The sequence below is a fragment of the Stutzerimonas stutzeri genome, from assembly GCF_000590475.1.
Taxonomy (GTDB): Bacteria; Pseudomonadota; Gammaproteobacteria; order Pseudomonadales; family Pseudomonadaceae; genus Stutzerimonas; species Stutzerimonas stutzeri_D.
The window spans coordinates 2,238,555-2,264,522 of sequence record NZ_CP007441.1 but is presented as its reverse complement, the minus strand read 5'-3'; the positions used below and the strand labels follow the sequence as shown (position 1 = coordinate 2,264,522).

Genomic DNA, 25,968 nt, shown 5'->3' with positions numbered 1-25,968 from the left:
CTCAATCGAGCAGTTCGACGGCCATGGCGGTCGCTTCGCCACCGCCGATGCAGATGGCCGCAATGCCCTTGCGCAGCCCACGGTCGCGCAGCGCGGCAATCAGCGTCACGAGAATGCGCGCACCAGACGCACCGATCGGGTGGCCGAGGGCGCAGGCACCACCGTTGACGTTGACCTTGGCGTGATCCAGACCGAGCTCGCGCATGGTGACCATGCTGACTACGGCGAAGGCCTCGTTGATCTCGAACAGATCCACCTCGTCGAGACGCCAGCCGGTGCGCTCCAACAGCTTGTGAATGGCGCCGATAGGCGCAGTCGGGAACAGGTTCGGTGCGTCGGCAAACACCGCGTGGCCATGGATGAGCGCCTGAGGCTTCAAGCCGCGACGCTCGGCCTCGGAACGCCGCGTCAGCACCAGCGCCGCGGCGCCATCGGATATCGAGCTGGAGTTGGCTGCGGTAACAGTGCCGCCGTCGCGGAACGCCGGCTTGAGGGACGGAATCTTCTCCGGCATCGACTTGGGCGGCTGTTCATCGTCGCGAATGGTGCGCTGCTCGCGCCCTTGGGTGACATCCAGCGGGACGATCTCCCTGGCGAAACGGCCCGCGGTAATGGCGTCCCGAGCACGCTGCAGCGACGTCAGTGCGTAGGCGTCCTGCTCTTCGCGGCTGAAGCCGTGGTTCTGCGCGCAGTCCTCGGCAAAGGTGCCCATCAACCGGCCCTTGTCGTAGGCATCTTCGAGGCCGTCGAGGAACATGTGATCGAGCACCTTGCCGTGACCCATGCGATAACCGCCGCGAGCCTTTTCCAGCAGATAAGGCGCGTTGGACATGCTTTCCATGCCACCCGCGACGATCAGGTCGACGCTGCCGGCACGCAACGCGTCGTGGGCGAGAATCGCCGCCTGCATGCCCGAGCCGCACATCTTGTTCAGCGTAGTGGTCGCGGTGGCTTTGCCCAGCCCCGCGCCGAGCGCCGCCTGCCGTGCCGGCGCCTGGCCGAGGCCGGCTGGAAGCACGCAGCCCATCAACACTTCCTGCACCTGTTCGGCTGAGACACCGCTGCGCTCCACTGCAGCGCGAATCGCCGCCGCGCCCAGCTCCGGCGCGCTGAGGCTTTTCAGATCGCCTTGAAAGCCACCCATGGGGGTGCGGGCGCTGCCGAGAATCACGATTGGATCGTTGTTCATTCGCTGTCTCCGATTATTTCGCGGCCATGCGCAGCGCACCGTCTAGGCGGATCACTTCGCCGTTGAGCATGTCGTTCTCGATGATGTGGCGTACCAGCGCCGCATATTCATTGGCGCGACCCAGACGCGGCGGAAACGGCACGCCGGCAGCCAACGAGTCGCGCACTTCCTGGGTCATGCCGGCCATCATCGGCGTCTCGAACACGCCGGGGGCAATGGTCATGACGCGAATGCCGTGGCGTGCCAATTCACGTGCGGCCGGTAGCGTCATCGCGACCACACCGCCCTTGGAAGCCGCATAGGCAGCCTGGCCGATCTGGCCGTCGTAGGCTGCGACCGAGGCCGTATTGATGATCACGCCGCGATTGCCCTGGGCATCCGGCTCATTTCTGGCAATGGCCTCGGCAGCCAGGCGCAGCATGTTGAAAGTACCGATCAGGTTGAGGCCGATGACCTTGCTGAAACTGTCCAGACCATGCGGCCCCTGACGACCGAGAATCCGTTCGCCGCTGGCGACGCCGGCGCAGTTGACCAGCCCGTGCAGCGCACCGAACCGCTCCACCGCCTCATTCACAGCCGCCTGCGCCGCAGCTTCGTCACATACGTTGGTGATCACACCCAGGGCATTGGCACCCAACGTCTCGCAGCGCTCGGTCAGCAGCTCGGCGTTGATGTCCGCCAGCACGACTTTCGCACCGGCCAGCAGCAGTGTTTCGGCAGCCGCGGCGCCCAGCCCGGAGGCACCTCCGGTGATCAGGAAAACCTTGTCTTGAATGTCCACAGCACAACCTCTCGAAAGCGTCCGAGATCGCCGCCGCAGGCATCTATGGTCAAGGCCGGCGTCCAGGCGATCTCCTTGGCAGCATCTTCATCAGCCGGATCGGTGCGGACAATGGTCGTTCTTCTCAATCTGGCTGACCGTTTTGGCCAATCTGATCTGACTGAAGTCTAGACCGTCCCCAGGACCAGCCGCCGGTACTGGCCAGGGTTGGTCCCGGTCCATTTGCGGAACGCCTTGTAGAAGGAGCTGACGTCGGCGAAGCCGAGGCGATCGGCGATTTCGCCATAGGTGATGGCGGCATCGGCCAGCCACAAGGTTGCCATTTCCTGACGCACCAGGTCCTTGATGGCCTGGTACGGCAGCCCGGCTTCGGCCAAACGGCGACGCAAAGTCGACGGCGAAACGCACAGCTCTTGAGCCAGCACATCGCTGGTCGGCCATCGTTCGGCGGGCAATCCGCGCAATTTAGCCTTGATGCGGCTGGCGAGGCTGGTGTCGTCGCGGTACCTGACCAGAATGTTCGCCGGCGCCTGGGCCAGGAAGCCATGCAGTTCGGACTCACTGCGGCGCACCGGGAGATCCAACACTTCGGCGGCGAAAATAAGGCGTGTCGTGGACCGGGAAAACCGCAGGTTGTCCGAGAACATCACGCGATAGTCGTCGGTATAGGCCGGCTCCTCGCAGCGTAGCTCCACCGTCAGCAACGGGATGCGCCGCCCGACCAGCCAGCACGCCAACCCATGCAGCAGCATCCAGAAGGTGAAATAGGTGAATGCCCGGCGTGGCGACGTATCGCTTTCCAGCAGCACGATCTCGGCCAGACTTTCGCTACGGTTCAGTTCGCCGCGAAAGCCCTCGAAGGTCAGGCCGAAGAAATCCAGCGCGACCTGCAGAGCACGGTCCAATGTCGGCTGCGCCATCGTCGCGCGACAGACGAAGGCAAAGCTGCCGACTCGCATTCGCCGCGCATCCATGCCGAAGAATTCATCATCGAAATGCCGCGCCAGTCGCCGCCAGAGCTTGCTGTATTCGGTCACATCGACGCGCGCCTGCGAGTCGTCGAGCTGGATCAGCGACAGGCCGAGATTATCCAGCAGGGCATGAGCCGGCATCGCCGGCGTGGTAAACGCCCGCAGTGCCTCGTGCACCAACTGAGCCGAGATGGTGCCCTTGTCCTCGCGGATCATGCGCGCCCCATCATCTGGTCCTGGCTGCTGGCGGCGACGGCGCGGAGAAAATCCCAGCACACGCGCATCCTCGCCAGATCCTTGTTTTCCACGGGCATCAGCATCCAGAACGTACGGGTGAATTCGATTTCGTCGACCAGTACTTCCTTGAGCAGGGGCTCCTTGCGGGCGGAGAACGCCGGCAGGATCGCCAACCCTGCTCCGGCCGCAACCGCTTCCTGCTGGGCAAGAATGCTGGTGCTGCGCAGCGAGTGCTGACGGGGGCGGACGATCTCGTCGAGGAAGAACAGCTCCTTGCTGTAAAGCAGGTCCTCGATATAGCTGACGAACACGTGGTGGCTCAGATCTTCACGGCTGCGGATGGGTGGGTGCTGAGCGAGATAGGCCTCCGAGGCGTAGAGCCGCAACACGTAGTCGGTCAACTTGGTGATCACGTAAGGGCCGCGTTCCGGCCGTTCCAGCGTGATGACGATGTCCGCTTCATGGCGCGCCAGGCGCACCGAGCGCGGAACGGCCAGCAGATCCACACCGAGGTGCGGGTATTCGCGGGTGAGCGTGGCCAGTTGTCCAGCCAACATCAGCGTGCCATAGCCCTCGGTGGCGCCGATACGGACCTGACCGGAGAGTTTGTCAGCCGTCAGGCTCGGCTGCTCGATGGAGACAATGGCGCTTTCCATCGCCTCGGCCTGGATGAGCAATTCACGACCGGCTTCGGACAACCGATAGCCCGCCTTGGCACGAATGAACAGCTGCCTGTCCAGCGCCTTTTCCAGCGCCTGCACCCGGCGCGCTACCGTGGTGTGATCGACCGCCAAGCGCCGCGCCGCCACCGTCAGCTTGCCCGCGCGCGACAGTTCGAGAAAGAAACGCAGGTTGTCCCAATCCACCCTAAGCTCCAGATCCATGAGGTTCGGCGCGCCGGCCAGCAAGGCTCGCCTGTGCAAAAAAACAGAATACCTCTGCATTTAGTCGCATGTGTTTACTATTTTTACGCTGCTAGGCTCGTTCATCGAACCTGTTCGCTTTACGGCGTACGCATCATTCCAACAAGAAGGAACCGACATGAGCGAGAAGATCCAGCTCGAGATACGCGACCACACCGCCCTGCTGACCATCGCCAACCCGCCGGCCAACACTTGGGACCGCGAGTCGCTGGCTTTGCTGGAACAACTGATCGGTCAGCTCAACGACGATCCGAACGTCTATGCGCTTGTCATCACTGGCCAGGGTGAGAAGTTCTTCTCGGCCGGTGCCGACCTCAAGCAATTCGCCGACGGCGACAAGGCCAGCGCGCGCGAAGTAGCCGAACGCTTCGGCCATGCCTTCGATGCGCTGACGCGTTTTCGCGGCGTTTCCATCGCGGCGATCAACGGGTACGCCATGGGCGGCGGGCTGGAGTGTGCACTGGCTTGCGACATCCGCATCGCCGAAGAACAGGCGCAAATGGCGCTTCCCGAAGCGAGCGTCGGCCTGCTGCCCTGCGCTGGCGGCACCCAGAACCTGCCCTGGCTAGTGGGCGAAGGCTGGGCCAAGCGCATGATTCTCTGTGGCGAGCGCATCGATGCACAGCGGGCTGAAAAGATTGGCCTGGTCGAGGAAGTCGTGCCACGCGGACAATCGCTCGAGGCCTCGCTCAAGCTCGCTGCAGGCGTAAGCGCACAAAGCCCCTCCTCCGTCAGTCGCTGCAAGCGTCTGGTAATGAACGCGCGCAACGACACCCACGCCGATGGCTGGGCCGCCGAGCGTGAGCTGTTCGCGGAACTGTTCGATACCCAGGACCAGAAGGAAGGCGTGAATGCTTTCCTCGAAAAACGCCGTCCCACCTGGCGCAACGCCTGAAATGAACAGGCCCCGTGCAGACGGGGCTTTTTCTAGCCGTGCCAAGGCGAAGCGTGGGAGCTACCAAAGCCGCCCCCGGCGCGCACCGCTACTTGAAATTGCGCTTGATCAGTCGCTCCAGCCAACCCACGATGCCGGAGCGGAACAGCAGCACGCAGAGCACGAAAATCACGCCCAGAATCACATGCACCCACTCGCCCAGCGGCCCGTTGGATAGCGAGCTCTGCAAAGTCACCACCACCGTCGCACCCACGATCGGACCGAGAATGGTGCCGACACCGCCCAGCAAGGTCATCAGGATCACTTCGCCGGACATGTGCCAGTGCGCATCGGTCAACGAGGCGAGCTGGAACACCACGGTCTTGGTCGAGCCGGCCAGGCCGGTCAACGCGGCAGAGATGACGAATGCCAGCAACTTGTGCGCATCGACGTTGTAGCCGAGCGATATCGCCCGGGGTTCGTTTTCGCGAATTGCCTTGAGCACCTGGCCGTATGGCGAGTGAATGGTGCGCTGAATGATGGCGAAACCGAACACGAACACCGTTAGCACGAAGTAGTACAGCGCCATGTTGTTCTGCATGTCGAACAAGCCCAGCAAGAACCCGCGCGGCACGCCCTGCATGCCGTTTTCTCCGCCGGTGAATGGCGCCTGCACAAAAACAAAAAAAGCCATCTGCGCCAACGCCAGGGTGATCATCGCAAAATAGATGCCCTGCCTGCGGATCGCCAGCAGCCCGAAGATCAGTCCCAGTACCGTCGACGCCAGCGTGCCGGCAAGGATGCCCAGCTCGGTGCTCAGACCGTTGAAGCTGCTGAGCATATAGCCGGTGATATACCCGCCGCAGGCGAAGAAAGCCGCATGCCCGAAGGACAGCAACCCCGCATAGCCCAACAGCAGATTGAAAGCGCAAGCGAACAACGCGAAGCACAGCAGCTTCATCAGGAATACGGGGTAAACCATCATCGGCGCCACCAGCGCCACGGCCAGCAAGACGCCGTAGAAGATATACATACGCCGCCGAGCGGCTCGGCGACGCTCGTGCTCGGCATTGGCTTTGACCTCGGTGGGAGTCGCCTGCAACGCGGCTGCTTGAACGCTTTCTTGTGTCGTCATGTTCACGCCTCCTTACCAAACAGGCCGGCGGGGCGAACCAGCAGGACCAGAACCATGATCACGAAAATCACCGTGTTGGCTGCCTCGGGATAGAACACCTTGGTCAGGCCCTCGATCAGCCCCATGGCGAGACCCGTGATGATCGCGCCCATAATCGAACCCATACCGCCGATCACCACCACGGCGAACACCACGATCAACAGATTCGAGCCCATGCCCGGCGTCACCGCATAGATCGGCGCAGCCAGCACACCGGCGAAGGCAGCGAGCGCCACACCGTACCCGTAGGTCAAAGTGATCAGCAGCGGCACGTTAATACCGAACGCCTGCATCAGCTTGGGGTTTTCGGTACCGGCGCGCAGATAGGAACCCAGCCGAGTCCGCTCGATCATGTACCAGGTAGCGAAGCACACCGTCAGCGCCGCAACGATGACCCAGCCACGGTAGGTCGGCAGAAACATGAAGCCCAGGTTGTGCCCACCCTTGAGCATCTCCGGCATTGGATAGGATGAACCCGACACGCCGAACAGCTTGACGAAGCTGCCCTCGACGATCAGCGCCAACCCGAAGGTCAGCAGCAGCCCGTACAGATGATCCTCGCCGGCAATGCGGCGCAGCAGGCCGCGCTCGATCCCGATGCCCAGCAACCCGACCACCAGCGGCGATAGCAGCAGCGCTGCCCAGTAATTGATGCCCAGGTAGTTCAGCCCAAGAAACGCCGCAAAGGCACCGAGCATGTACTGCGCGCCGTGGGCGAAGTTGATGATGCGAAGCAGGCCGAAGATGATTGCCAGACCAAGGCTCAGCAGCGCATAGAACGACCCGTTGATCAGGCCGAGCAATAGCTGCCCGAACAGAACGCTCAGGGGGACGCCGAAAACGAGAGTCATGATTCTCTACCCAAAAAATTTTCGGGGCACCCGGCCGCTCTGGCGAGAGCCGGCCGGGTAAAGGCACGGATCGGGCGAATCAGTTCTTCGCCGCCATCTTCTGGCACTGGCTTTCGCCTATGGGCCGGAACGCCTGATCGCCCGGGATGGTGCTGACCACTTTGTAGAGGTCCCACTCGCCCTTGGATTCGGCTGGGGTTTTCACCTTGACCAGATACATGTCGTGCACCATGCGACCATCCTCTCGGATACTGCCGTTCTTGGCGAACATGTCATTGATAGGTGTTTTGGCCATCTGCGCGCGAACCGCCTGAGCATCATCACTGCCGGTTTCTTTCACGGCGTTGAGATAGTGCATGGTCGCCGAGTAGATGCCCGCCGGCACCATGCCCGGCATGCGCCCGACGCGATCGTAATAACGCTTGGCCCAGGCGCGGGACTCCTCGGTCATATCCCAATACCAGCCGGTGGTCAGCATCAGCCCCTGAGTTACATCCAGCCCCATTGCGTGGATGTCGTTAAGGAACACCACCATGCCGGCAAGTTTCTGACCGGATTGGGTCACACCGAACTCGCTGGCGGTCTTGAGCGAGTTCACCGTGTCGGCGCCGGCGTTTGCCAGGGCGACCACGTCAGCGCCGGACCCTTGCGCCTGCAGGATGTAAGACGAGAAGTCACTGCTCGGGAACGGATGGCGAACGGTGCCGACCACGCTCCCGCCCTCGGCCTCGACCACCTTCTTGATGTCGTTTTCCATGGCGTGACCGAACGCGTAATCGGCAGTGAGGATGAACCAGCTCTTGCCGCCATCCTTGAGCACGGCGTTAGCGGTGCCGTTGGCCAGGGCAAAGGTGTCGTAGGTCCAGTGAATATGGCTGGGTGAACAATACTCGTTGGTAATGCTCGATGCGGCCGCGCCGGATATCAGCGCCAACTTGCCGCCCTGCTCCACCACCTTGGCCGCCGCCAGCACCACGGAGCTGGCAACCATGCCGGTCACCATGTCGACGTTGCGCTCGTCGATCCACTGCCGCACGGTGTTGGCGCCCACGTCGGGCTTGTTCAAGTCGTCGGCATTAAAGGTCACGATCTTCTTGCCGTTGACGGTGCCTCCGAAGTCCTCGATCGCCATCTGCAGCGCTTCGAGCCCGCCGGGACCGGACAGGTCGCGGTAGGTGCCGGACATGTCAGCGAGATAACCGATACGGATCTCGTCATTGCTGATTTCGGCCTGCGCGGCACCGACGATCATGCTGGAAACCAGAACGGCGGCTGCAGTCTTCTTGATGGTTTTCATAGTCACCCACTGTGATTGTTTTTGTTGTTGTGGCCTTTGTTGATGTACGCGCCGGCGCGCGCTGCGAACCGGCAGTTCCTTCTCAGAGGGCGATCAAACCCCCAGACAGCTATTCAAAAATTCCTTTTTCGAATCCAGGTCTGCAGCGCTGATCTCTTCGATGATCTGCCCGTGCTCCATCACGTAATGACGGTCAGCCAGGGGTGCGGCGAAACGGAAATTCTGCTCCACCAGCACGATCGTCAGCCCGCGCTTCTTCAGCTTGATCAGTACTTCGCCGAGTTTCTGCACGATCACCGGGGCCAGGCCTTCGGTAATCTCGTCGAGCAGCAGCAGATTGGCGCCGGTGCGCAGGATGCGCGCCATGGCGAGCATCTGCTGCTCGCCTCCGGACAAGCGTGTGCCCTGGCTGAATCGGCGCTCGTAGAGGTTGGGAAACATCTCGTAGAGTTCGTCCAGCCCCATGCCACCGCTGCGCACGGTAGGTGGCAGCAACAGGTTTTCTTCGACGCTCAGGCTGGAAAAGATGCCGCGCTCTTCAGGGCAGTAGCCGACACCGAGCCGGGGAATCTGGTGGGCCGGCATGCCCATGGTTTCATTGCCGTTGATCACAATGGAGCCGGTGCGTCGCCCGACCATGTTCATGATCGCGCGCAATGTGGTGCTGCGGCCGGAGCCGTTGCGACCGAGCAGTGTGACGAGCTCCCCACGCCCCACGACCAGATCGACACCGTGAAGAATGTGGGACTCGCCATAGAAGGCATGCAGGTCATCCAGTCGCAGTTGGTCGCGGTCGGCCATCGGGGTCATGGATGCGCTTCCTCGACAACTTCGCTGCCCATATAGGCTTCGCGCACCTGCGGGTTGGCCGAGACGGTTTCATAGTCGCCTTCGGCCAATACCGCACCGCGTGCCAACACGGTAATGCGATCGCAAAGCCGACTCACCACGCTGAGGTTGTGTTCGACCATCAGCACCGTACGATTCACTGCCGCGCGTCGTACCAGCGCCACGACCATGTCGACATCTTCACCGCCCATACCCTGGGTGGGCTCGTCGAGCAGCAGTACAACCGGATCCAGCGCCAGCGTGGTTGCCAGTTCGAGTGCACGTTTGCGGCCATAAGGCAATTCGATAGCCAGCGTCTGGGCGAAGGACTCCAGATCCACGTCCGCCAACAACTGCATGGCGCCTTCGTCCAATTTGCGGAGGATCCGTTCGGATTTCCAGAAATGGTAGGAATTTCCCAGCTTTTGCTGCAGGGCGACGCGGACGTTTTCCAGCACGGTCATGTGACCGAACACCGCCGATATCTGAAATGAACGCACAAGACCCAGTCGGGCGATCTCGTTGGCTTTCATCGAGGTGATCGGTTTGCCGCGATAGAGGATGTCGCCGCGAGTGGGCGTGAGGAATTTGGTGAGAAGATTGAACACCGTGGTCTTGCCGGCGCCGTTGGGGCCGATCAATGCATGGATGTGTCCCTTCTGTACACGCAGGTCAACGGAATCCACTGCGGTGAAGCCGCGAAATTCCTTGGTCAGGCCGCGCGTTTCCAGCACGAACTCCGGTTCCATGGGATGCCCTCTAACCTTGATTATTGTTGTTGGTTATGGCGCAGGTCGCTGCATGACCTTTACGTAAACGATAACAACCGCTTCCAGCGTGAGGCAAGCTTCAATTTCAAACGGCCGATTGACTCATAGAGCAGAAGATCCGAGGCCGTCTCAAAGGAATCCTCATTGAAAGTAGCTTAAAAAAACCGGGCCACAACGGCCCGGTAAAGATCAACGAGGAGAGGTGCGGTGTTGCGCCCTGCTGTTACCAGAGCGCCAGGGTGTAGCTGAGGATCAAACGGGTTTCGTTCAGATCGGCGCCGAAGTTGCTGCGCACCGTGGCGTTGCGCACCTTCATGCCGAAGTTCTTCAGCGGACCGTTCTGCACCACATACGCGATGTCGGTGTCACGTTCCCACTCTTCCCCTTCACCGCCGCCCGCCAGATTGACGTCGCCGCCGGAAACATAGCGGGTCATCAGACTCAGACCCGGCACGCCCATAGCGGCGAAGTCGTAGTCATACCGAACTTGCCAAGACTTCTCATCTTCGTTGCCGAAGTCATTGATCTGCAACAGGTTGATTAGCATGTTGTCGCCGCCACTGACGTACGCAAAGCCCGTGTCGCCGCTCATCTTCTGGTAGCCACCAGTGAAGCCATGCCCCCCGATCTTGTAGGTGAAGATGGCACCGAAAGCGTTGTTGTCGACGTTGCTGCCGCCGTCATCGGTGGAGCGAGCGTAGCGCAGGTCGGTCTTGAAGCTCTGGTTCTCGCCAAGCGGCAGGATGTGGACCAGCTGCACGCTGTGCTGGTCGTAGATGCCGTCCAGTCCGCCGTAGTAGTAGCTGCCGGTCAGTTCGGGACTGAACTGATACTTGCCGCCAGCAAACAGGAACTCATCACTGGTCTCGGCATTGCCCAGCACGATATTGCGCGCGCCGCTGTTGAAGACGGCCATCTCTTCGTAATCGGAGGAGTCGCGATAGCGGGTGCGATCGAGCATGCCCACATCGACGGTCAGCCCTTCGATCTCCTTGCTCTGCAGCCAGGCGCCGCGGTACAGATTGGGCAGCAGGCGACTGTCGTTGCGCATCAGCACCGGAAGAATCGGCTGCAGGGTGCCGACGTGCAGCGTCGTGTTGGACAGCTTGGCTTTAGCGGTCAGCCCAGCGGTGCCGTAGTCGTCCGATGGCTGGCCGGATGAATCCCTTTGCAGGATGCCAGTCCCGGAACGATCCGGGCTGGAGTCGAGCTTGACGCCCAGCAGGCCGATGGCGTCGAGACCGAAGCCGACAGGCCCTTCGGTGTAGCCCGACTCCATCTTGAGGATGAAGCCCTGCGCCCACTCGTCGGCCTTGGACTGGGTCGCGCCACTCTGGCGGAAATCACGGTTCATGTAGAAGTTGCGAAGCTCGACGCTGGCCTTGCTGTCGTCGAGAAACGCCGCTGACGCCATCGTTGAGGTGCCGAGGGCGGAAGCAGCCAGGCTGCTGAGGATGAAGAAACGGCTCAGGGGTTTCAGTTGCATAGTCATCTCTCTTGTTATTGTCTTGGTTGGTGCAGCTGAAGACCCGACCTCGCTCCTGCCGGGTCTCGTCTTTACCGCGTCATGCGGCAAACCGGTTGCCCCCGCTCAGCCAGCGGTAGCCCTGGGCACGCGACCCAGCAAATAGAATTCATCGTTGGGAGGAGTTCGTGCCATCGACACCAGACGATTGGACAGCCCGAACAGCGCCGCAATCGACCCGATATCCCAGATGTCGCCCAGCGTGAAACCCAGCTTCTCCAGCCGTGCCTGCCAGGCGTCATCAAGCACGCCGCGTTGCGCAGCCAGATACAGGGCAAAGTCGATCATCGTTCGTTGACGCTCGTTGAGCGGCGCGGTGCGGTAGTTCACCGCCACCTGATCGGCAAGCAGCGGGTCTTTCGCCAGGATGCGCAGGATCGCCCCGTGGGCTACCACGCAATACAAGCAACCGTGATCGGCACTCACTGCCACGACGATCATCTCCTTCTCAGCCTTGGTCAGGCTGTCGGACTCTCGTTCCATCAAAGCATCGTGGTAGTTGAAGAACGCGCGAAATTCATCAGGTCGATGAGCCAACATAAGAAAGACGTTAGGCACGAAACCGGCTTTCTCTTGCACCGCCAGGATTCGTTCGTGCACATCGGCCGGTAGCGACGCGAGGTCTTCGACAAGGGGGAAACGGCTGATGGACTGGGGCATGGTGAGCTCCGTATCGTCAGAGGCATATGGACATACAAGGCCGGTGTGACTGGGTGCCGGCGGTCGTCATTCGACGAGGCCGAGCTCCGCGACGCTGACCTCGCGCATACGGAATTTCTGCACCTTGCCGCTGATGGTCATGGGGAAATCATCAACGAATTTGATATGCCGCGGCGTCTTGAAATGCGCGATGCGTCCCTTACAAAAATCACGCAGCTCATCGGCACTGGTTTCCTGTCCCTGGTGCAATTTGACCCAGGCCACGATCTCTTCGCCATAGGTCTTGTCGGGCACCCCAATCACCTGCACGTCGGCCACCGCCGGATGAGTGAAGAGGAACTCCTCGACCTCGCGCGGATACACGTTCTCGCCGCCGCGAATGATCATGTCCTTGTTGCGCCCGACGATTTTCAGGTAGCCCTCGTCATCCATGATTGCCAGGTCGCCGGTGTGCATCCAGCGCGCGCCATCGATGGCGCCAGCGGTCGCCTCGGGATTGTTCCAATAGCCCAGCATCACGCTGTAACCGCGGGTGCAGAGTTCGCCGATCTGCCCTCGCGCGACGATGCGGTTGTGCTCATCGACCACCTTGCTCTCCAGATGCGGCTGGGTGCGTCCGACGCTGGTGACGCGACGCTCGAGGTCATCATCCGGCCCGGTCTGGGTGGAGACCGGGCTGGTTTCGGTCATGCCGTAGGCGATCTGCATCTCGGCGAGGTGCATGTCGTCGATGACCCGTTTCATCACCTCGATCGGGCAGGTGGAACCGGCCATGATCCCCGTGCGCAGGTGGCTCAGGTCCAGCGACTGGCGCTCGGGATGATCGAGCATGGCAATGAACATGGTGGGCACGCCGTACATGCCGGTGGCTTTCTCCTCGGCGGCAGCCTGCAGAGTCGCGAGCGGTTCGAAGGCGGCGCTCGGGTAGATCATCGTGGTGCCATGGGTCACGCAGCCAAGGTTGCCCATCACCATGCCAAAGCAGTGATACAGCGGTACCGGGATCACGAGCCGGTCATGCTCGGTGAGCTTGAGGCTTTCACCGACCATGTAACCGTTGTTGAGAATGTTGTAGTGACTGAGGGTGGCCCCTTTGGGGAAACCCGTCGTGCCCGAGGTGTATTGAATGTTGATCGGATCGTCGAACTGCAGCTGCTCGCTGCATTGACGCAGCTGTTCAGCGCCTACACTTTCAGACATGTCCAGCAGGCCACGCCACAACAACATGCCATCCACCGGCGTGTCGCACAGGCTGATCACCCCGCGCAGCTCCGGCAGCATGTGGCTCTGCAGAGCACCAATGGCCGAGCGCTCCAGCTCCGGCAGCAGCTCATGGAGCATCGCATGGTAGTCGGACGTCTTGAACGCATCGGCACAGATCAACCAGCGGCAGCCGGACTGCTTGAGCGCGTATTCGAGTTCGTTCAGCCGGTAAGCCGGGTTGATGTTCACCAGCACTACGCCAGCCTTCGCACTAGCCAACTGGGCAATGCACCACTGCGCATTGTTCGGCGACCAAATGCCCAGGCGTTCGCCTGGCTGCAGACCGAGGGCCAGCAAGCCGCGTGCGCAAAGATCCACCTGTTCGGCCAGCTGCGCCCACGTGTAGCGCAGGTTCTGGTGGCGCACGACCAAGGCCTCGCGGTCGGAGAACCGTTCGACTGTCCGGTCGAACGCCGCACCAATGGTCATCGCCAACAGGGGTTTGGTCTGCGGTCCGCAGGTGTAGCTCGGAAGACTCATGTCGAAATTCCTCAGTCTTATGTTTGTTATGAGGCCTTGCGATCCGGGACCTGCCGCCGAGTTGACAGCTGTCCCGAGGTGCGATTACGTTAACGTAAAGGTAACAGCGTGACAACCCACCGCGCCCGACACCTTAAGTCGGTGCTTCAGGGCGGTGAACAATCAGGCTGGAGCGCAGGTGCAATTAACCTTTGCCGGCGTCCAGCGGTCGAACCAGAACAACTACAAAATTGACAGGTGGCACATGAACTACTCCGGCCTCAACTTCGCCCTTGGTGAAACCGTCGACATGCTCCGCGACCAGGTGCGCGGCTTCGTGGCTGACGAAGTGGCGCCCCGCGCCGAAGCCATCGACCGCGACAATCTCTTTCCCAGCGATATGTGGCGCAAGTTCGGCAACATGGGGCTGCTCGGTATCACCATAGACGAGGAATTCGGCGGTGCTGGAATGGGTTACCTGGCGCACGTGATCGCACTCGAGGAAATCAGCCGCGGCTCGGCGTCGGTGGGTCTGTCCTACGGCGCGCATTCCAACCTGTGCGTCAACCAGATCAACCGCAACGGTACGGCGCAACAGAAGGCCCGATATCTACCCAAACTGGTATCAGGCGAACATGTTGGCGCGCTGGCGATGAGCGAACCTAACGCCGGCTCCGACGTGGTTTCGATGAAGTTGCGCGCCGACCGCAAGGGCGATCGCTTCGTGCTCAACGGCAGCAAGACCTGGATCACCAACGGTCCGGATGCCAACACCTACGTGATCTACGCCAAGACTGACCTGGACAAGGGCGCGCATGGCATCACCGCGTTCATCGTTGAGCGTGACTGGAAGGGTTTTTCCCGCGGCAACAAGTTCGACAAGCTCGGCATGCGCGGCTCCAACACTTGCGAGCTGTTCTTCGATGACGTCGAGGTGCCGGAAGAGAACGTACTGGGCGTCGAGAATGGCGGCGCCAAAGTGCTGATGAGCGGGCTGGATTACGAGCGCGTGGTGCTCGCCGGAGGGCCGGTGGGGATCATGCAGGCCTGCCTGGACGTGGTAGTCCCCTACATCCACGACCGCAAGCAATTCGGCCAGAGCATTGGTGAGTTCCAGTTCATCCAGGGCAAGGTGGCCGACATGTACACCCAGCTCAATGCCAGCCGCGCCTATCTGTATACGGTAGCCCAGGCCTGCGACCGCGCCGAAACCACTCGCAAGGATGCCGCTGGCGTAATCCTCTACACCGCCGAAGCGGCAACTCAGATGGCGCTGCAGGCAATCCAGATTCTCGGTGGCAACGGCTACATCAACGAATTCCCGACCGGGCGCCTATTGCGCGACGCTAAGCTCTACGAGATCGGCGCCGGCACCAGCGAGATTCGCCGGATGCTGATCGGCCGCGAGCTGTTCAACGAAACCAAATAGGACAAAGCAGCTGAGGTGGGACGAGATATCGGCAGATGGACTGAGGCGGAACGTCGCCCGGTACGCCGACCGGTCAGATCAGCACCCCGTCGTAGGGTGGAAAACCGCGAAGCGCTTTCCACCACATTCGGCGGATAGATCAAGCGCCAGCTGCGCGCCCCGATCCACCCTACAGAATGAACCGGAGCCCAGCGATGGCGATCCTGAACACACAGATAAATACCCGTTCGCCCGAATTCGCGGCCAACAGCGCCGCCATGCTCGAGCAGGTGAAGAATCTGCGCGGCCTGCTCGACCGTATGAGCCAAGGCGGTGGCGAGAAGGCGCAGCAACGCCATGTCGCCCGCGGCAAGCTGCTGGTACGTGACCGCATCAATGCTCTCCTCGACCCCGGCTCGGCCTTTCTCGAAGTCGCGCCCTTGGCGGCTTACGAGGTCTACGGTGAAGACGTTGCTGCTGCGGGTGTGGTTGCCGGCATCGGCCGGATCGAAGGCGTCGAGTGCATGATCATCGCCAACGATGCCACGGTAAAAGGCGGCAGCTACTACCCGCTTACGGTGAAGAAACATCTGCGCGCACAGGCGATCGCTCAACAGAACCGCCTGCCCTGCATCTACCTAGTGGACTCGGGCGGTGCCAACCTGCCGCGTCAGGACGAAGTTTTCCCGGACCGCGAGCACTTCGGTCGTATCTTCTTCAACCAGGCCAACATGAGCGCCATGGGCATCCCCCAGCTCGCGGTAGTGATGGGGTCCTGCACCGCGGGCGGCGCCTATGTGCCAGCGATGGCCGATGAGACCATCATGGTTCGCAACCAGGCGACCATCTTCCTCGCCGGCCCGCCGCTTGTGAAAGCCGCAACCGGCGAAGTGGTGACCGCCGAAGACCTGGGCGGTGCCGATGTGCATTGCAAGACCTCCGGCGTGGCCGACCACTACGCGGAGAACGACGAGCACGCGCTGGCCATCGCTCGTCGCTGCGTGGCCAACCTGAACTGGCGGAAGCAAGGCCAGCTCCAGACCCGCCAACCGCGGCTGCCGATATACCCGGCGCAAGAGCTGTACGGCGTGGTTCCGGCGCAGTCCAAGCAGCCCTATGACGTGCGGGAAGTCATCGCGCGGGTCGTCGATGGCAGCGAGTTCGACGAATTCAAAGCACTGTTCGGCACTACCCTGGTGTGCGGCTTCGCTCACCTGCACGGCTACCCTGTTGCGATCCTGGCGAACAACGGCATCCTCTTTGCCGAAGCGGCGCAGAAAGGCGCGCATTTCATAGAACTGGCCTGCCAACGCGGCATTCCCCTGCTGTTCCTGCAGAACATCACCGGATTCATGGTCGGGCAGAAATACGAGACTGGCGGCATCGCCAAGCACGGCGCCAAGCTGGTCACGGCGGTCGCTTGCGCCCAGGTGCCGAAGTTCACGGTGGTCATCGGTGGCAGCTTCGGCGCCGGCAACTACGGTATGTGTGGCCGCGCTTACGACCCGCGTTTCCTGTGGATGTGGCCCAACGCACGCATCGGCGTGATGGGCGGCGAGCAGGCCGCGGGCGTGCTGGTGCAGGTCAAGCGTGAGCAGGCCGAGCGTAGCGGGCAGAGCTTTTCCGAACAGGACGAAGCTCAGCTCAAGCAACCGATTCTCGAACAGTACGAGCGTCAGGGGCATCCCTATTACTCAAGCGCACGGCTGTGGGATGACGGGGTGATCGATCCTGCACAGACGCGCGATCTGCTGGGCCTGGCGCTCTCGGCCAGTCTCAACGCGCCGATCGAGCCGACCCGCTTTGGCGTTTTCCGGATGTGAGCGGCGCTCACGCCCCTAGTGATCGAGGATTTGCCGTCATGACCGATTTCACCACCGTACAACTGGAAAAGGACCCGCGCGGCTTCGCCACGCTCTGGCTCGACCGTCCGGAAAAAAACAACGCCTTCAACGCCGAGATGATCCGTGAGCTGGTGCTCGCCATCGATCAGGTGCAGTCGGACAAGAACCTGCGCTTCCTGCTGCTGCGCGGGCGCGGCAAGCATCTCTGCGCGGGGGCGGATCTGGCCTGGATGCAGCAATCGGCGAAGCTGGACTTCGATGCCAACCTCACCGACGCCCGTGAGCTGGCAGAAATGATGTACAGCCTGTACCACTTGAAGCTGCCGACGCTTGCAGTCGTGCAAGGCGCGGCCTTTGGCGGCGCCGTCGGGTTGATCGCCTGCTGCGACATGGCAATCGGCGCCGCTGATGCGCAAATTTCATTGTCCGAAGTGCGCATCGGCCTCGCGCCAGCGGTGATCAGCCCCTTCGTGGTCAAGGCCATCGGCGAGCGGGCCACGCGCCGCTACTCGATGACCGGCGAACGCTTCAGCGGCGAGCGCGCACGCGAGCTTGGCCTGCTGTCGGAAACCTATGCAGCCGAGGCGTTGGACGACAACCTCTGCGGCTGGATCGACACGCTCCTGCTGAACAGCCCGCAGGCCATGCGCGCCAGCAAGGACCTGATGCGCGAAGCCAGCAGCGCGTCGGTAAGCCCTGCCCTGCGGCGTTACACCGAAAACGCCATCGCCCGTATCCGCGTCAGCCCTGAGGGCCAGGAGGGCTTGAATGCCTTCTTGGAGAAGCGCAAACCGAATTGGATGCAGGAGCCACAACAATGATAACCACCCTCCTGGTGGCCAACCGCGGCGAAATTGCCTGCCGCGTGATGCGCACCGCCAAGACCATGGGCCTGACCACCGTCGCCGTGCATAGCGCCATCGACTGTGATGCCCGCCATGCCCGTGAGGCCGATATCCGCGTTGCTCTTGGCGGTGCCAAGCCCGCCGAAAGCTATCTGATGATCGACAAGCTGATCGCCGCCGCTAAAACCAGCGGCGCGCAGGCGATTCACCCGGGCTACGGCTTTCTCTCGGAGAATGCCGATTTCGCCCGCGCCATTGAAGATGCCGGGCTGATTTTCCTCGGCCCGCCCGCCTCGGCCATCGACGCCATGGGCAGCAAGTCCGCCGCCAAGGCCTTGATGGAAAAAGCCGGCGTGCCGCTGGTACCGGGCTATCACGGCGAAGCGCAGGATGTGGAAACCTTCCGCGTCGCGGCGGAAAGGATCGGCTATCCGGTGCTGCTCAAGGCCACCGCCGGCGGTGGCGGCAAAGGCATGAAGGTCGTGGAGCGCGAAGCGGATCTCGCCGAGGCGCTGCAATCGGCCCAGCGCGAAGCGCAGTCCTCGTTCGGTGATTCGCGCATGCTGGTCGAGAAGTACGTGCTAAAGCCGCGCCATGTGGAAATTCAGGTATTCGCCGATCAGCACGGCAACTGCCTGTACCTCAACGAACGCGACTGTTCGATCCAACGCCGTCACCAAAAAGTGGTCGAAGAGGCTCCAGCGCCAGGCCTCTCCCCCGCGCTGCGCCAGGCGATGGGCGAAGCGGCGGTCAAGGCGGCGCAGGCCATCGGCTACGTCGGCGCCGGCACGGTGGAATTTCTGCTGGATGCGCGCGGCGAGTTCTTCTTTATGGAAATGAACACCCGCCTGCAAGTCGAGCATCCGGTTACCGAAGCCATCACTGGCCTTGACCTGGTGGCCTGGCAGATCCGTGTTGCTCGAGGCGAGCCGCTGCCGATCACCCAAGATCGAGTACCGCTGAATGGCCACGCCATCGAAGTCCGGCTGTATGCCGAAGATCCTGACAACGACTTTCTGCCCGCCACCGGCACTCTGGACCTTTACCGCGAATCGGCGTCAGGCCCGGGCCGCCGGATCGACAGCGGCGTGGCCGAAGGCGATACGGTTTCGCCGTTCTACGATCCCATGCTCGGCAAGCTGATCGCTTGGGGCGAAAACCGCGAAGAGGCGCGCCTGCGGCTGTTGGCCATGCTCGGCGAAACCTGCGTCGGCGGCGTGCGCACCAACCTGGCTTTCCTGCGTCGTGTGGTTGGGCGTCCTGCCTTCGCTGCGGCGGAACTGGATACGGGTTTCATTCCCCGCCACGAAACCGAACTGATGCGCAAGCCAGGTGAACTGGCGGATGCATTCTGGCAGCTGGCTGCCAAGCTCTACGTCGAGACCGAGCCGGCCAAGGTGCGCGGCGATGACGCCCATTCGCCCTGGTCGAATCGTAACGGTCTGCGCTTCGGGATGCCGGCACGAATCGGCGTGCACCTGACGTGCAACGGTGAAAACCGCCTGGTACGGGTGGATGAGCCGATCAGCCAGCGTGAGCCCGCCGCTGGTGGGGTACGCACGCCGAAGGCGATTCGCCAAGGCCGCACGCTCTACCTCGAATGGGACGGCGAGCTTCACGCGGTAACCGCCTTTGACCCCATCGCCGAAGCAGAAGCCAGCCACCATCACCACGGCGGCCTGACGGCACCCATGAATGGCAGCATCGTTCGCGTACTGGTCGAGGCCGGGCAAAGCGTCGAAGCTGGGGCAACGCTGATCGTGCTGGAAGCAATGAAGATGGAGCACAGCATCCGCGCTGCAGAAGCGGGCGTGGTGAAAGCCGTTTATTGCGCCGAAGGCGAGATGATCAGCGAAGGCGCTACATTGGTAGAGCTTGAGTGATGCTGGCCGCTGGCGGCTGGCATTTCACGCACGGCCTGCCTGTCTCGTCCAAACGTCGATATGACCGCCGGACGCACTTCGAGACTGTTCCTAGTAGGCGAGAGCTTGGTCAGGGATGCGTCTCCCGGAGCGGCCTGGTTCGCGAGCGAGGGCTGACTCGCCCTCGCTTCTACGAAGTGATAAGTACTGGGCTGCGGCTACATGCGGAAGCGGCGTACCAGCGCGTTCAAATTCACCGCCAGCCCCGTAAGCTCCTGGGTCGCGATACTCGTCTGCTGCGCACCTGCGGAGGTCTGGACCGACAGATCGCGGATACTCACCAGATTCCGATCGATTTCACGGGCAACCTGAGCCTGTTCTTCGGACGCGCTGGCGATCACCAGATTGCGCTCATTGATACCGGCCACTGTCTCGGCGATGCGAACCAGCGCGACGCCGGCTGCTTCTGCCTTTTCAAGCGTGCTTTGAGCGCGCGATGCGCTCTGTTGCAGCGCATCGACTGTCAGACCAGTCCCTTGCTTGATGTTGCCGATCATCGACTCGATTTCCTGAGTCGATTCACCGGTACGTTTCGCCAGTGCGCGGACTTCATCCGCCACCACCGCAAATCCTCTTCCGGCATCGCCAGCGCGCGCAGCTTCGATGGCAGCGTTCAGGGCCAGCAGGTTGGTCTGCTCGGCCACGGCACGGATCACATCGAGTACGCGAGTAATGTTATGGGTCTGGTCAGCCAGGTCTCCGGCGCGCCCCGAGGCGCTGAGCACGTCGGCGGCCAGGGCCTGAATCGAGGCAATCGCGTCATCCAGTTGAATGCGACCTTGCTGCGCCGACTCGCTGGACGCACGCGACGCCTCGGAGGTCGAAACGGCATTGCTGGCCACCTCTTCCACCGCACAGGTCATTTCGTTCACTGCAGTGGCCGCCTGTTCGATCTGATCATTCTGCCGGTGCAAGCCCTCGGTACTGTCCAGCATGACGGCCGTCATTTCCTCCGCCGAGGTGGTCAACACGTGGGCCGAATCGTTGATCTGACCGATGATGGTGCGCAGGTTGTTCTGCATTTCGCTCAGCGAGGTCAGCAGCTCGGTGGCCTCATCGTTGCCGTCTATCACGACCTCGTGGGTCAGGTCGCCCTTGGCGATCTTGTTGGAAACAACCACGGCACGGCGCATCGGCCTGACGATACTGGCGGTCAGGATCAGCGCCAGCACTACAGTAGATACCAAGGCGGCAAGGATTACCGCGGCAATCACCAGACGCGCTTTCTGGTACACGGCAGTGGCCACTTGCACCGCATGATGGGCACCTTCTTCATTGAACGTCCTGAGTTTTCCCAGCGTCTCGTTGAGCTGCGGACCGAGGGTGCCAAGCTTGGCATTGATCGTTGCCAACTGCGCTTCGTTCGGGGTTCCGGCAATCAAGCGCTGCCGTTCGTCCAACGCTTGAGCGTATTGCTCGAACACATCTTTGACGGCGGCGAAAACCCGGCCTTCTTCGTCGGCGGTAACGTGCGCTTGGTACGTGTCCATCAGCTTGCCGATGTTATTCATTGCCCCCGCGATCAGTTCATTGCTCTTGCGGTGAGTCTCTGGGTCCTTGAAGGCGAGCTGGCGCAGCGACTCCACGCGCACCTGGGCGAAATTCAGCGCCATGTCATCGGCTGCCGCCTGGCCGGGCATCCAGTCGGAATCGATTTCGCTCCCTGCCTCGCGGATTGCGGCCATTTGTATGAGGCTGAACAGTCCAACTGCTATGAGCAATACCGCCACGAGCGCAAAGAACAACAGCGTGCGATGGGAGATCTTCAGTTTGCGGAGCATGGCTATCCTTTGGAGAGCAAACGGCGTACGCCGGGGATGCCTATTTATCTGCTACACGGTCATGAACTTGAGCCCCGAGGCCCAGATATGACTACAACGTCTAATTGGAAAGATTCTTCTATATGCCCGGCGCCAGAGTCTGTGCATGGCTCGTTTGTTTGCATGAGGACAGATAAATGAACACAACTGCTGAAATGCCACGCCGGGTGCGCCTGGTAGAGGTCGGCCCGCGCGATGGCCTGCAGAACGAAAAGCAGCCCATCAGCGTCGCCGACAAGGTACGCCTGGTCGACGACCTCACCGCGGCCGGTCTGCGCTACATCGAGGTCGGCAGCTTCGTGTCGCCCAAGTGGGTACCGCAAATGGCCGGTTCGGCCGATGTCTTTGCGCAGATCAAGCAGAAATCCGGAGTGACCTACGCAGCGCTGACGCCGAACCTTAAAGGCCTGGAAGCGGCCATCGAAGCAGGCGTCAGCGAAGTGGCTGTGTTCGGCGCCGCGTCCGAAGCTTTTTCGCAGAGAAACATCAATTGCTCCATCGATGAGAGTCTGGTGCGCTTCGCCCCGCTCATGCACGCCGCGCGTGAAAACGGCATTCAGGTGCGGGGCTACGTCTCCTGCGTGCTGGGCTGTCCCTACGAAGGTGAGATCGACCCCAAACGCGTCGCGTACGTTGCCCATGAACTGTTTGGCATGGGCTGCTACGAGGTCTCCCTCGGCGACACCATTGGCACCGGCACGCCGGGCAAGACCCGGCAGCTATTCGAGACGGTCAGCCGTGAGGTGCCGCGAGACAAGCTCGCCGGACACTTTCACGACACCTATGGCCAAGCCCTGGCGAACATCTATGCCAGCCTGCAGGAAGGCATCTGCACCTTCGACAGCTCCGTCGCCGGACTGGGTGGCTGCCCCTACGCCAAGGGCGCCAGCGGCAACGTGGCCAGCGAGGACGTGCTCTACATGCTGAACGGCCTGGGCATCGACACCGGCATCGGCCTCGACGCCCTGATCGCTGCCGGGCAACGGATCAGCGATGCGCTGGGCCGGCCCAACGGATCACGCGTCGCGCGGGCGCGGCTGAGCGCGCAGTGACACCGCTGACCAGCCCATCAATGAGAACAAGAGGCCTCACATGAACAAGATCTATCCCAACGCTAGAGAGGCACTCGAAGGCCTGATCGAGGACGGCATGACCCTCGCCGTCGGCGGCTTCGGTCTGTGCGGTATTCCTGAAGCGCTGATCGAAGCACTGCGCGACACCGGCAAGAAAGACCTTACGGTGATCAGCAACAACGCGGGTGTCGACGGCTTCGGCCTCGGCCTGCTGCTGGAGTCACGTCAGGTGCGCAAGATGATTTCCTCCTACGTGGGTGAGAACAAGGAGTTCGAGCGGCAGTATCTGTCCGGCGAACTGGAACTCGAATTCACTCCACAGGGCACCCTGGCCGAGAAGCTCCGCGCCGGCGGCTCGGGCATTCCCGCCTTTTACACCCGCACCGGTTACGGCACGTTGATCGCCGAAGGCAAGGAAACGCGCCAGTTCAATGGCGAGTGGTACGTCATGGAAGAATCGCTGACCGCCGACATCGCTCTGGTCAAGGCCTACAAAGCCGACAAGGCGGGCAATCTGGTTTTCAACAAAACCGCGCGCAACTTCAACCCGCTCGCCGCAATGGCCGGCAAGGTGTGCGTGGTAGAGGTCGATGAACTGGTCGCAACCGGTGAGCTGGACCCCGACCAGATCCATCTGCCCGGCATCTATGTGCAGCGCATCATCCACAACCCGAACGCCGAGAAGCGCATCGAAAAACGCACGGTGAGGAGCTGATCATGGCCTGGACACGTGAACAGATGGCGCAACGCGCCGCGCAGGAATTGCAGGACGGTTTCTACGTCAACCTCGGTATTGGCCTGCCGACCCTGGTCGCCAACTATATCCCCGAAGGAATGGACGTCTGGTTGCAGAGCGAGAACGGTCTACTCGGCATCGGTCCCTTCCCCACCGAGGATGAGATCGATCCGGACCTGATCAATGCGGGCAAGCAGACCGTCACCGCCCTTCCCGGCAGCGCCTTTTTCGACAATGCCATGAGCTTCGGCATGATCCGCGGCGGGCATATCAACCTGGCGATTCTTGGCGCTATGCAGGTGTCGGAGAAAGGCGACCTCGCCAATTGGATGATCCCCGGCAAGATGGTCAAGGGTATGGGCGGCGCGATGGACCTGGTGGCTGGGGTCAAGCGTGTCGTGGTGTTGATGGAGCACACCGCGAAGGGCGCGCACAAGATCATCAAGCAGTGCGACCTGCCACTGACGGGCGTCGCTGTGGTGGACCGGATTATTACCGACCTGGGCGTGCTGGATGTCACCGAGCAGGGTTTGAAACTGGTCGAGCTGGCTGATGGCGTCAGCTTTGAGCAGATTCAGAACGCCACTGGCTGCCCGATTCAGCACTGAGCGATGCTGTATGGCCCCGCGCCACTGTGCATCGGGCCAGCGTAGCGTGTAGCCTTGCCTCGCGATCGACTCGTATTAAACGCGCCCGGCGCATCAAGCCGTGGTGGACAAGCTAGACTGGATAAATACATGGCAAAGCAGACCTACAGCATTTCCGATTTGGCCAACGAGCTCGACATCACCACTCGCGCCATACGCTTCTACGAAGAACAGGGCATGCTTTCGCCGAAACGGCGCGGTCAGGAGCGTATCTACACGCCCAAGGATCGCGTCGCGCTCAAGCTGATCCTGCGCGGCAAGCGCATCGGTTTTTCGTTGGCCGAATGCAAGACCTTGATTGAACTCTACGATCCCAAGGCCGGCAACCAGAAGCAGCTCAACATCATGCTCGGGATGATTACCGAACGCCGTCAGCAGCTCGAACAGCAGCAATTGGATATCCAGCAGATGCAGCTGGAGCTGGACACCGCCGAGGAACGCTGCCTGACCGCATTGAAAACCACCATCAGCAAGGAAGCGGGCTGAGCCCCACCGAGCCCTTGGGGCCGGGCAGCTACACCCTACGCCAACCCTGATCATCTGTAGTCGGCCTGCCAGCCGTTCGAATCGAGCGAGCTGCAGCCAATCTGGGCTGGCGCCAACTAGCACCGCGTCCAGCCATACGCTCAGTCGCCACCGTTACTCAGCAGGTACGCCACCAGCGTGCGCGTACAGGCCTGAATTGCGTCGTTGGTAATCAACTCGTAGCCGTGTGTATTTTCGGTCGGAATGGCCAGGCATCCCGCACGCGGCGAGGAGCCGGAGCCGAGCACCGCACTTGCATCGGAGGCGAATCCTGGCATGAGCGCGGGTTGCGGTGTATAGCCACAACGGACGGCGGCCGCCAGCAAATCGTTCGAAATCGACCTGGTGTACAGCCCCTTCTCATCGCCGGTCAGGATGATCGGATCGGCGCAGAGCCGGGTCCCGTACTCATCGGCTATGGGGCCAACTTCCAACGCGATGCAGACAGCACCCGGCAGCGTTCTTGCGGCGTATTGGGCGCCCGAGTTGGTCTCTTCTTCGTTTGTGGTCAGGACGAAATACACATCCTGCCTGAGTTCGCTTTTGCGTTGAGCGAGCTGTTCGGCCGCGCGCAATGCAGCGACCACCGGCGCGCGGTCATCCAGAAAATGCGCAGCGATGGCATCGTTCACCCGAAACGGCCGCCGCCAGTGCTGGCTCACCACGACACGCGAGCCAGGCCGAACGCCCATCTGCGCCAGCTCCTCCCGAGTCCTCCGGGTAATCACATGTACATCCGACCACTGCACATCGCCGCTGAGAATATGCTTCGACTGTGTCGATTCAGCAGTACCGTGCATGGTCCCAAACGACAGAACACCCGGCAAAACATCCGTTTCACTCATCACATCGACCGGACACATGCCGAAATTGACTGGAAACGCCCCACCCAGGGCGACGACCTGTAGGCGGCCATCCTCAGCGATGCGCTTGACTACCATGGCGATTTCATCCTGATGCGCCATCACCCGGATCGCGCAAGATTGGGCGGTTTCGCGTGCAACGCCTGCGGCCCGAATCAACCCCACCAGGTTATCGGCGGCATCCATCCACACCTCGTCGCAACTCGCTTCCAGTTCACCGCGACATACTGCACGGACCTCTTCTTCCTGGCCGCCGGGCCCACGGGCAAGTAGCAAGGATTCGAGCAACGAAAAATCCGCATCGATCGACATGCATCCTCCTGTTCCGATTCGTACCTAGATGGGACCGCGGCCTGGACGGTGCGTGCTGAGCTTGTCTCGCCCGCGACTCCCATACCCAATCGACGTGCCGAAGCACGGCTGCGAGCACGCGGCCATCAAGTCTTGTGTCTTGTTAACAAGACACAGTTCCAGAATTCTGGA

General features: G+C 61.5%; 23 protein-coding genes. 9 read left to right on the top strand and 14 right to left on the bottom strand.

What is annotated here, in order from left to right:
* Nucleotide 1: 1 nt before the first annotated feature.
* From CH92_RS10555 to CH92_RS10540, 4 genes are all read right to left on the bottom strand, one after another.
* A complete protein-coding gene (locus CH92_RS10555) occupies nucleotides 2-1,189 on the bottom strand; it encodes an acetyl-CoA C-acyltransferase (protein ID WP_025241745.1) in 1,188 nt (395 codons plus the stop codon).
* A 13-nt stretch (nucleotides 1,190-1,202) separates the two neighbouring features.
* The gene (locus CH92_RS10550) at nucleotides 1,203-1,970 is read right to left on the bottom strand and encodes an SDR family NAD(P)-dependent oxidoreductase (RefSeq protein ID WP_025241744.1); all 768 of its coding nucleotides are present in this window, start codon (nucleotides 1,968-1,970) and stop codon (nucleotides 1,203-1,205) included.
* Between the two features lie 167 nt (nucleotides 1,971-2,137).
* Nucleotides 2,138-3,157: an AraC family transcriptional regulator gene (locus CH92_RS10545; RefSeq protein ID WP_025241743.1), complete on the bottom strand. Its 1,020-nt coding sequence runs from the start codon at nucleotides 3,155-3,157 to the stop codon at nucleotides 2,138-2,140.
* Entirely contained in the window at nucleotides 3,154-4,044 is an 891-nt protein-coding gene (locus CH92_RS10540; RefSeq protein ID WP_025241742.1) for a LysR family transcriptional regulator, read from the bottom strand. The genes CH92_RS10545 and CH92_RS10540 overlap by 4 nt, the downstream gene beginning before the upstream one ends.
* Nucleotides 4,045-4,219: 175 nt before the next feature.
* Between CH92_RS10540 and CH92_RS10535 the strand changes: the two genes are divergently transcribed.
* Nucleotides 4,220-4,996, top strand: coding sequence for an enoyl-CoA hydratase (locus tag CH92_RS10535; protein WP_025241741.1), 777 nt, complete (start codon nucleotides 4,220-4,222; stop codon nucleotides 4,994-4,996).
* Nucleotides 4,997-5,084: 88 nt separating this feature from the next.
* On the opposite strand, the gene CH92_RS10530 is transcribed toward CH92_RS10535, so the two are convergent.
* From CH92_RS10530 to CH92_RS10495, 8 genes are all read right to left on the bottom strand, one after another.
* On the bottom strand, nucleotides 5,085-6,110 hold the full coding sequence (locus CH92_RS10530) for a branched-chain amino acid ABC transporter permease (RefSeq protein WP_025241740.1): 1,026 nt from the start codon (nucleotides 6,108-6,110) through the stop codon (nucleotides 5,085-5,087).
* A gap of 2 nt (nucleotides 6,111-6,112) precedes the next feature.
* Nucleotides 6,113-7,000 carry a branched-chain amino acid ABC transporter permease gene (locus CH92_RS10525; protein ID WP_025241739.1) on the bottom strand — a complete coding sequence of 296 codons (888 nt, stop codon included), beginning with the start codon at nucleotides 6,998-7,000 and terminating at the stop codon, nucleotides 6,113-6,115.
* 79 nt (nucleotides 7,001-7,079) lie between these two features.
* Nucleotides 7,080-8,297: an ABC transporter substrate-binding protein gene (locus tag CH92_RS10520; protein ID WP_025241738.1), complete on the bottom strand. Its 1,218-nt coding sequence runs from the start codon at nucleotides 8,295-8,297 to the stop codon at nucleotides 7,080-7,082.
* 93 nt (nucleotides 8,298-8,390) lie between these two features.
* Nucleotides 8,391-9,107 (bottom strand): ABC transporter ATP-binding protein, encoded by a 717-nt coding sequence (locus CH92_RS10515; RefSeq protein WP_025241737.1) that lies wholly within the window; start codon nucleotides 9,105-9,107, stop codon nucleotides 8,391-8,393.
* Complete coding sequence (locus CH92_RS10510; RefSeq protein WP_025241736.1) at nucleotides 9,104-9,874, bottom strand: ABC transporter ATP-binding protein; 771 nt, start codon at nucleotides 9,872-9,874, stop codon at nucleotides 9,104-9,106. The genes CH92_RS10515 and CH92_RS10510 overlap by 4 nt, the downstream gene beginning before the upstream one ends.
* Before the next feature lie 244 nt (nucleotides 9,875-10,118).
* Nucleotides 10,119-11,381 (bottom strand): OprD family porin, encoded by a 1,263-nt coding sequence (locus tag CH92_RS10505; protein ID WP_025241735.1) that lies wholly within the window; start codon nucleotides 11,379-11,381, stop codon nucleotides 10,119-10,121.
* Nucleotides 11,382-11,486: 105 nt separating this feature from the next.
* Nucleotides 11,487-12,080, bottom strand: a complete 594-nt coding sequence (locus tag CH92_RS10500) for a peroxidase-related enzyme (protein WP_025241734.1) — start codon at nucleotides 12,078-12,080, stop codon at nucleotides 11,487-11,489.
* Between the two features lie 66 nt (nucleotides 12,081-12,146).
* Entirely contained in the window at nucleotides 12,147-13,823 is a 1,677-nt protein-coding gene (locus tag CH92_RS10495) for an AMP-binding protein (RefSeq protein WP_025241733.1), read from the bottom strand.
* Between the two features lie 244 nt (nucleotides 13,824-14,067).
* Between CH92_RS10495 and CH92_RS10490 the strand changes: the two genes are divergently transcribed.
* From CH92_RS10490 to CH92_RS10475, 4 genes are all read left to right on the top strand, one after another.
* A complete protein-coding gene (locus CH92_RS10490) occupies nucleotides 14,068-15,231 on the top strand; it encodes an isovaleryl-CoA dehydrogenase (RefSeq protein ID WP_025241732.1) in 1,164 nt (387 codons plus the stop codon).
* 194 nt (nucleotides 15,232-15,425) lie between these two features.
* Nucleotides 15,426-17,033 (top strand): carboxyl transferase domain-containing protein, encoded by a 1,608-nt coding sequence (locus tag CH92_RS10485; protein ID WP_025241731.1) that lies wholly within the window; start codon nucleotides 15,426-15,428, stop codon nucleotides 17,031-17,033.
* A gap of 38 nt (nucleotides 17,034-17,071) precedes the next feature.
* Entirely contained in the window at nucleotides 17,072-17,875 is an 804-nt protein-coding gene (locus CH92_RS10480; RefSeq protein WP_025241730.1) for a gamma-carboxygeranoyl-CoA hydratase, read from the top strand.
* Nucleotides 17,872-19,782, top strand: coding sequence for an acetyl/propionyl/methylcrotonyl-CoA carboxylase subunit alpha (locus CH92_RS10475; protein WP_025241729.1), 1,911 nt, complete (start codon nucleotides 17,872-17,874; stop codon nucleotides 19,780-19,782). Before CH92_RS10480 ends, CH92_RS10475 begins: the two co-directional genes overlap by 4 nt.
* 197 nt (nucleotides 19,783-19,979) lie before the next feature.
* Here CH92_RS10475 and CH92_RS10470 read toward each other — a convergent pair whose 3' ends face one another.
* Complete coding sequence (locus CH92_RS10470) at nucleotides 19,980-21,602, bottom strand: methyl-accepting chemotaxis protein (protein ID WP_025241728.1); 1,623 nt, start codon at nucleotides 21,600-21,602, stop codon at nucleotides 19,980-19,982.
* 176 nt (nucleotides 21,603-21,778) lie between these two features.
* On the opposite strand from CH92_RS10470, the gene CH92_RS10465 reads away from it, so the two are divergent.
* The 4 genes from CH92_RS10465 (at nucleotide 21,779) to CH92_RS10450 (ending at nucleotide 24,583) form a co-directional block, all read left to right on the top strand.
* On the top strand, nucleotides 21,779-22,693 hold the full coding sequence (locus tag CH92_RS10465) for a hydroxymethylglutaryl-CoA lyase (protein WP_272868125.1): 915 nt from the start codon (nucleotides 21,779-21,781) through the stop codon (nucleotides 22,691-22,693).
* Nucleotides 22,694-22,733: 40 nt separating this feature from the next.
* Nucleotides 22,734-23,429, top strand: coding sequence for a CoA transferase subunit A (locus CH92_RS10460; RefSeq protein ID WP_025241726.1), 696 nt, complete (start codon nucleotides 22,734-22,736; stop codon nucleotides 23,427-23,429).
* Between the two features lie 2 nt (nucleotides 23,430-23,431).
* Nucleotides 23,432-24,058, top strand: coding sequence for a CoA transferase subunit B (locus tag CH92_RS10455; protein WP_025241725.1), 627 nt, complete (start codon nucleotides 23,432-23,434; stop codon nucleotides 24,056-24,058).
* Nucleotides 24,059-24,187: 129 nt separating this feature from the next.
* A complete protein-coding gene (locus tag CH92_RS10450; protein ID WP_025241724.1) occupies nucleotides 24,188-24,583 on the top strand; it encodes a MerR family transcriptional regulator in 396 nt (131 codons plus the stop codon).
* Nucleotides 24,584-24,723: 140 nt separating this feature from the next.
* Here CH92_RS10450 and CH92_RS10445 read toward each other — a convergent pair whose 3' ends face one another.
* Nucleotides 24,724-25,797, bottom strand: a complete 1,074-nt coding sequence (locus CH92_RS10445) for a M28 family peptidase (protein ID WP_025241723.1) — start codon at nucleotides 25,795-25,797, stop codon at nucleotides 24,724-24,726.
* Nucleotides 25,798-25,968 lie beyond the last annotated feature (171 nt).

Bases quoted from the DNA above. Each gene is read 5' to 3' on its own strand.
- CH92_RS10555 (WP_025241745.1), bottom strand. From the start codon at position 1,189: ATGAACAACGATCCAATCGTGATTCTCGGCAGCGCCCGCACCCCCATG.
- CH92_RS10545 (WP_025241743.1), bottom strand. From the start codon at position 3,157: ATGATCCGCGAGGACAAGGGCACCATCTCGGCTCAGTTGGTGCACGAG.
- CH92_RS10535 (WP_025241741.1), top strand. From the start codon at position 4,220: ATGAGCGAGAAGATCCAGCTCGAGATACGCGACCACACCGCCCTGCTG.
- CH92_RS10530 (WP_025241740.1), bottom strand. From the start codon at position 6,110: ATGACGACACAAGAAAGCGTTCAAGCAGCCGCGTTGCAGGCGACTCCC.
- CH92_RS10525 (WP_025241739.1), bottom strand. From the start codon at position 7,000: ATGACTCTCGTTTTCGGCGTCCCCCTGAGCGTTCTGTTCGGGCAGCTA.
- CH92_RS10520 (WP_025241738.1), bottom strand. From the start codon at position 8,297: ATGAAAACCATCAAGAAGACTGCAGCCGCCGTTCTGGTTTCCAGCATG.
- CH92_RS10515 (WP_025241737.1), bottom strand. From the start codon at position 9,107: ATGACCCCGATGGCCGACCGCGACCAACTGCGACTGGATGACCTGCAT.
- CH92_RS10510 (WP_025241736.1), bottom strand. From the start codon at position 9,874: ATGGAACCGGAGTTCGTGCTGGAAACGCGCGGCCTGACCAAGGAATTT.
- CH92_RS10505 (WP_025241735.1), bottom strand. From the start codon at position 11,381: ATGCAACTGAAACCCCTGAGCCGTTTCTTCATCCTCAGCAGCCTGGCT.
- CH92_RS10500 (WP_025241734.1), bottom strand. From the start codon at position 12,080: ATGCCCCAGTCCATCAGCCGTTTCCCCCTTGTCGAAGACCTCGCGTCG.
- CH92_RS10495 (WP_025241733.1), bottom strand. From the start codon at position 13,823: ATGAGTCTTCCGAGCTACACCTGCGGACCGCAGACCAAACCCCTGTTG.
- CH92_RS10490 (WP_025241732.1), top strand. From the start codon at position 14,068: ATGAACTACTCCGGCCTCAACTTCGCCCTTGGTGAAACCGTCGACATG.
- CH92_RS10485 (WP_025241731.1), top strand. From the start codon at position 15,426: ATGGCGATCCTGAACACACAGATAAATACCCGTTCGCCCGAATTCGCG.
- CH92_RS10480 (WP_025241730.1), top strand. From the start codon at position 17,072: ATGACCGATTTCACCACCGTACAACTGGAAAAGGACCCGCGCGGCTTC.
- CH92_RS10475 (WP_025241729.1), top strand. From the start codon at position 17,872: ATGATAACCACCCTCCTGGTGGCCAACCGCGGCGAAATTGCCTGCCGC.
- CH92_RS10470 (WP_025241728.1), bottom strand. From the start codon at position 21,602: ATGCTCCGCAAACTGAAGATCTCCCATCGCACGCTGTTGTTCTTTGCG.
- CH92_RS10465 (WP_272868125.1), top strand. From the start codon at position 21,779: ATGAACACAACTGCTGAAATGCCACGCCGGGTGCGCCTGGTAGAGGTC.
- CH92_RS10460 (WP_025241726.1), top strand. From the start codon at position 22,734: ATGAACAAGATCTATCCCAACGCTAGAGAGGCACTCGAAGGCCTGATC.
- CH92_RS10455 (WP_025241725.1), top strand. From the start codon at position 23,432: ATGGCCTGGACACGTGAACAGATGGCGCAACGCGCCGCGCAGGAATTG.
- CH92_RS10450 (WP_025241724.1), top strand. From the start codon at position 24,188: ATGGCAAAGCAGACCTACAGCATTTCCGATTTGGCCAACGAGCTCGAC.
- CH92_RS10445 (WP_025241723.1), bottom strand. From the start codon at position 25,797: ATGTCGATCGATGCGGATTTTTCGTTGCTCGAATCCTTGCTACTTGCC.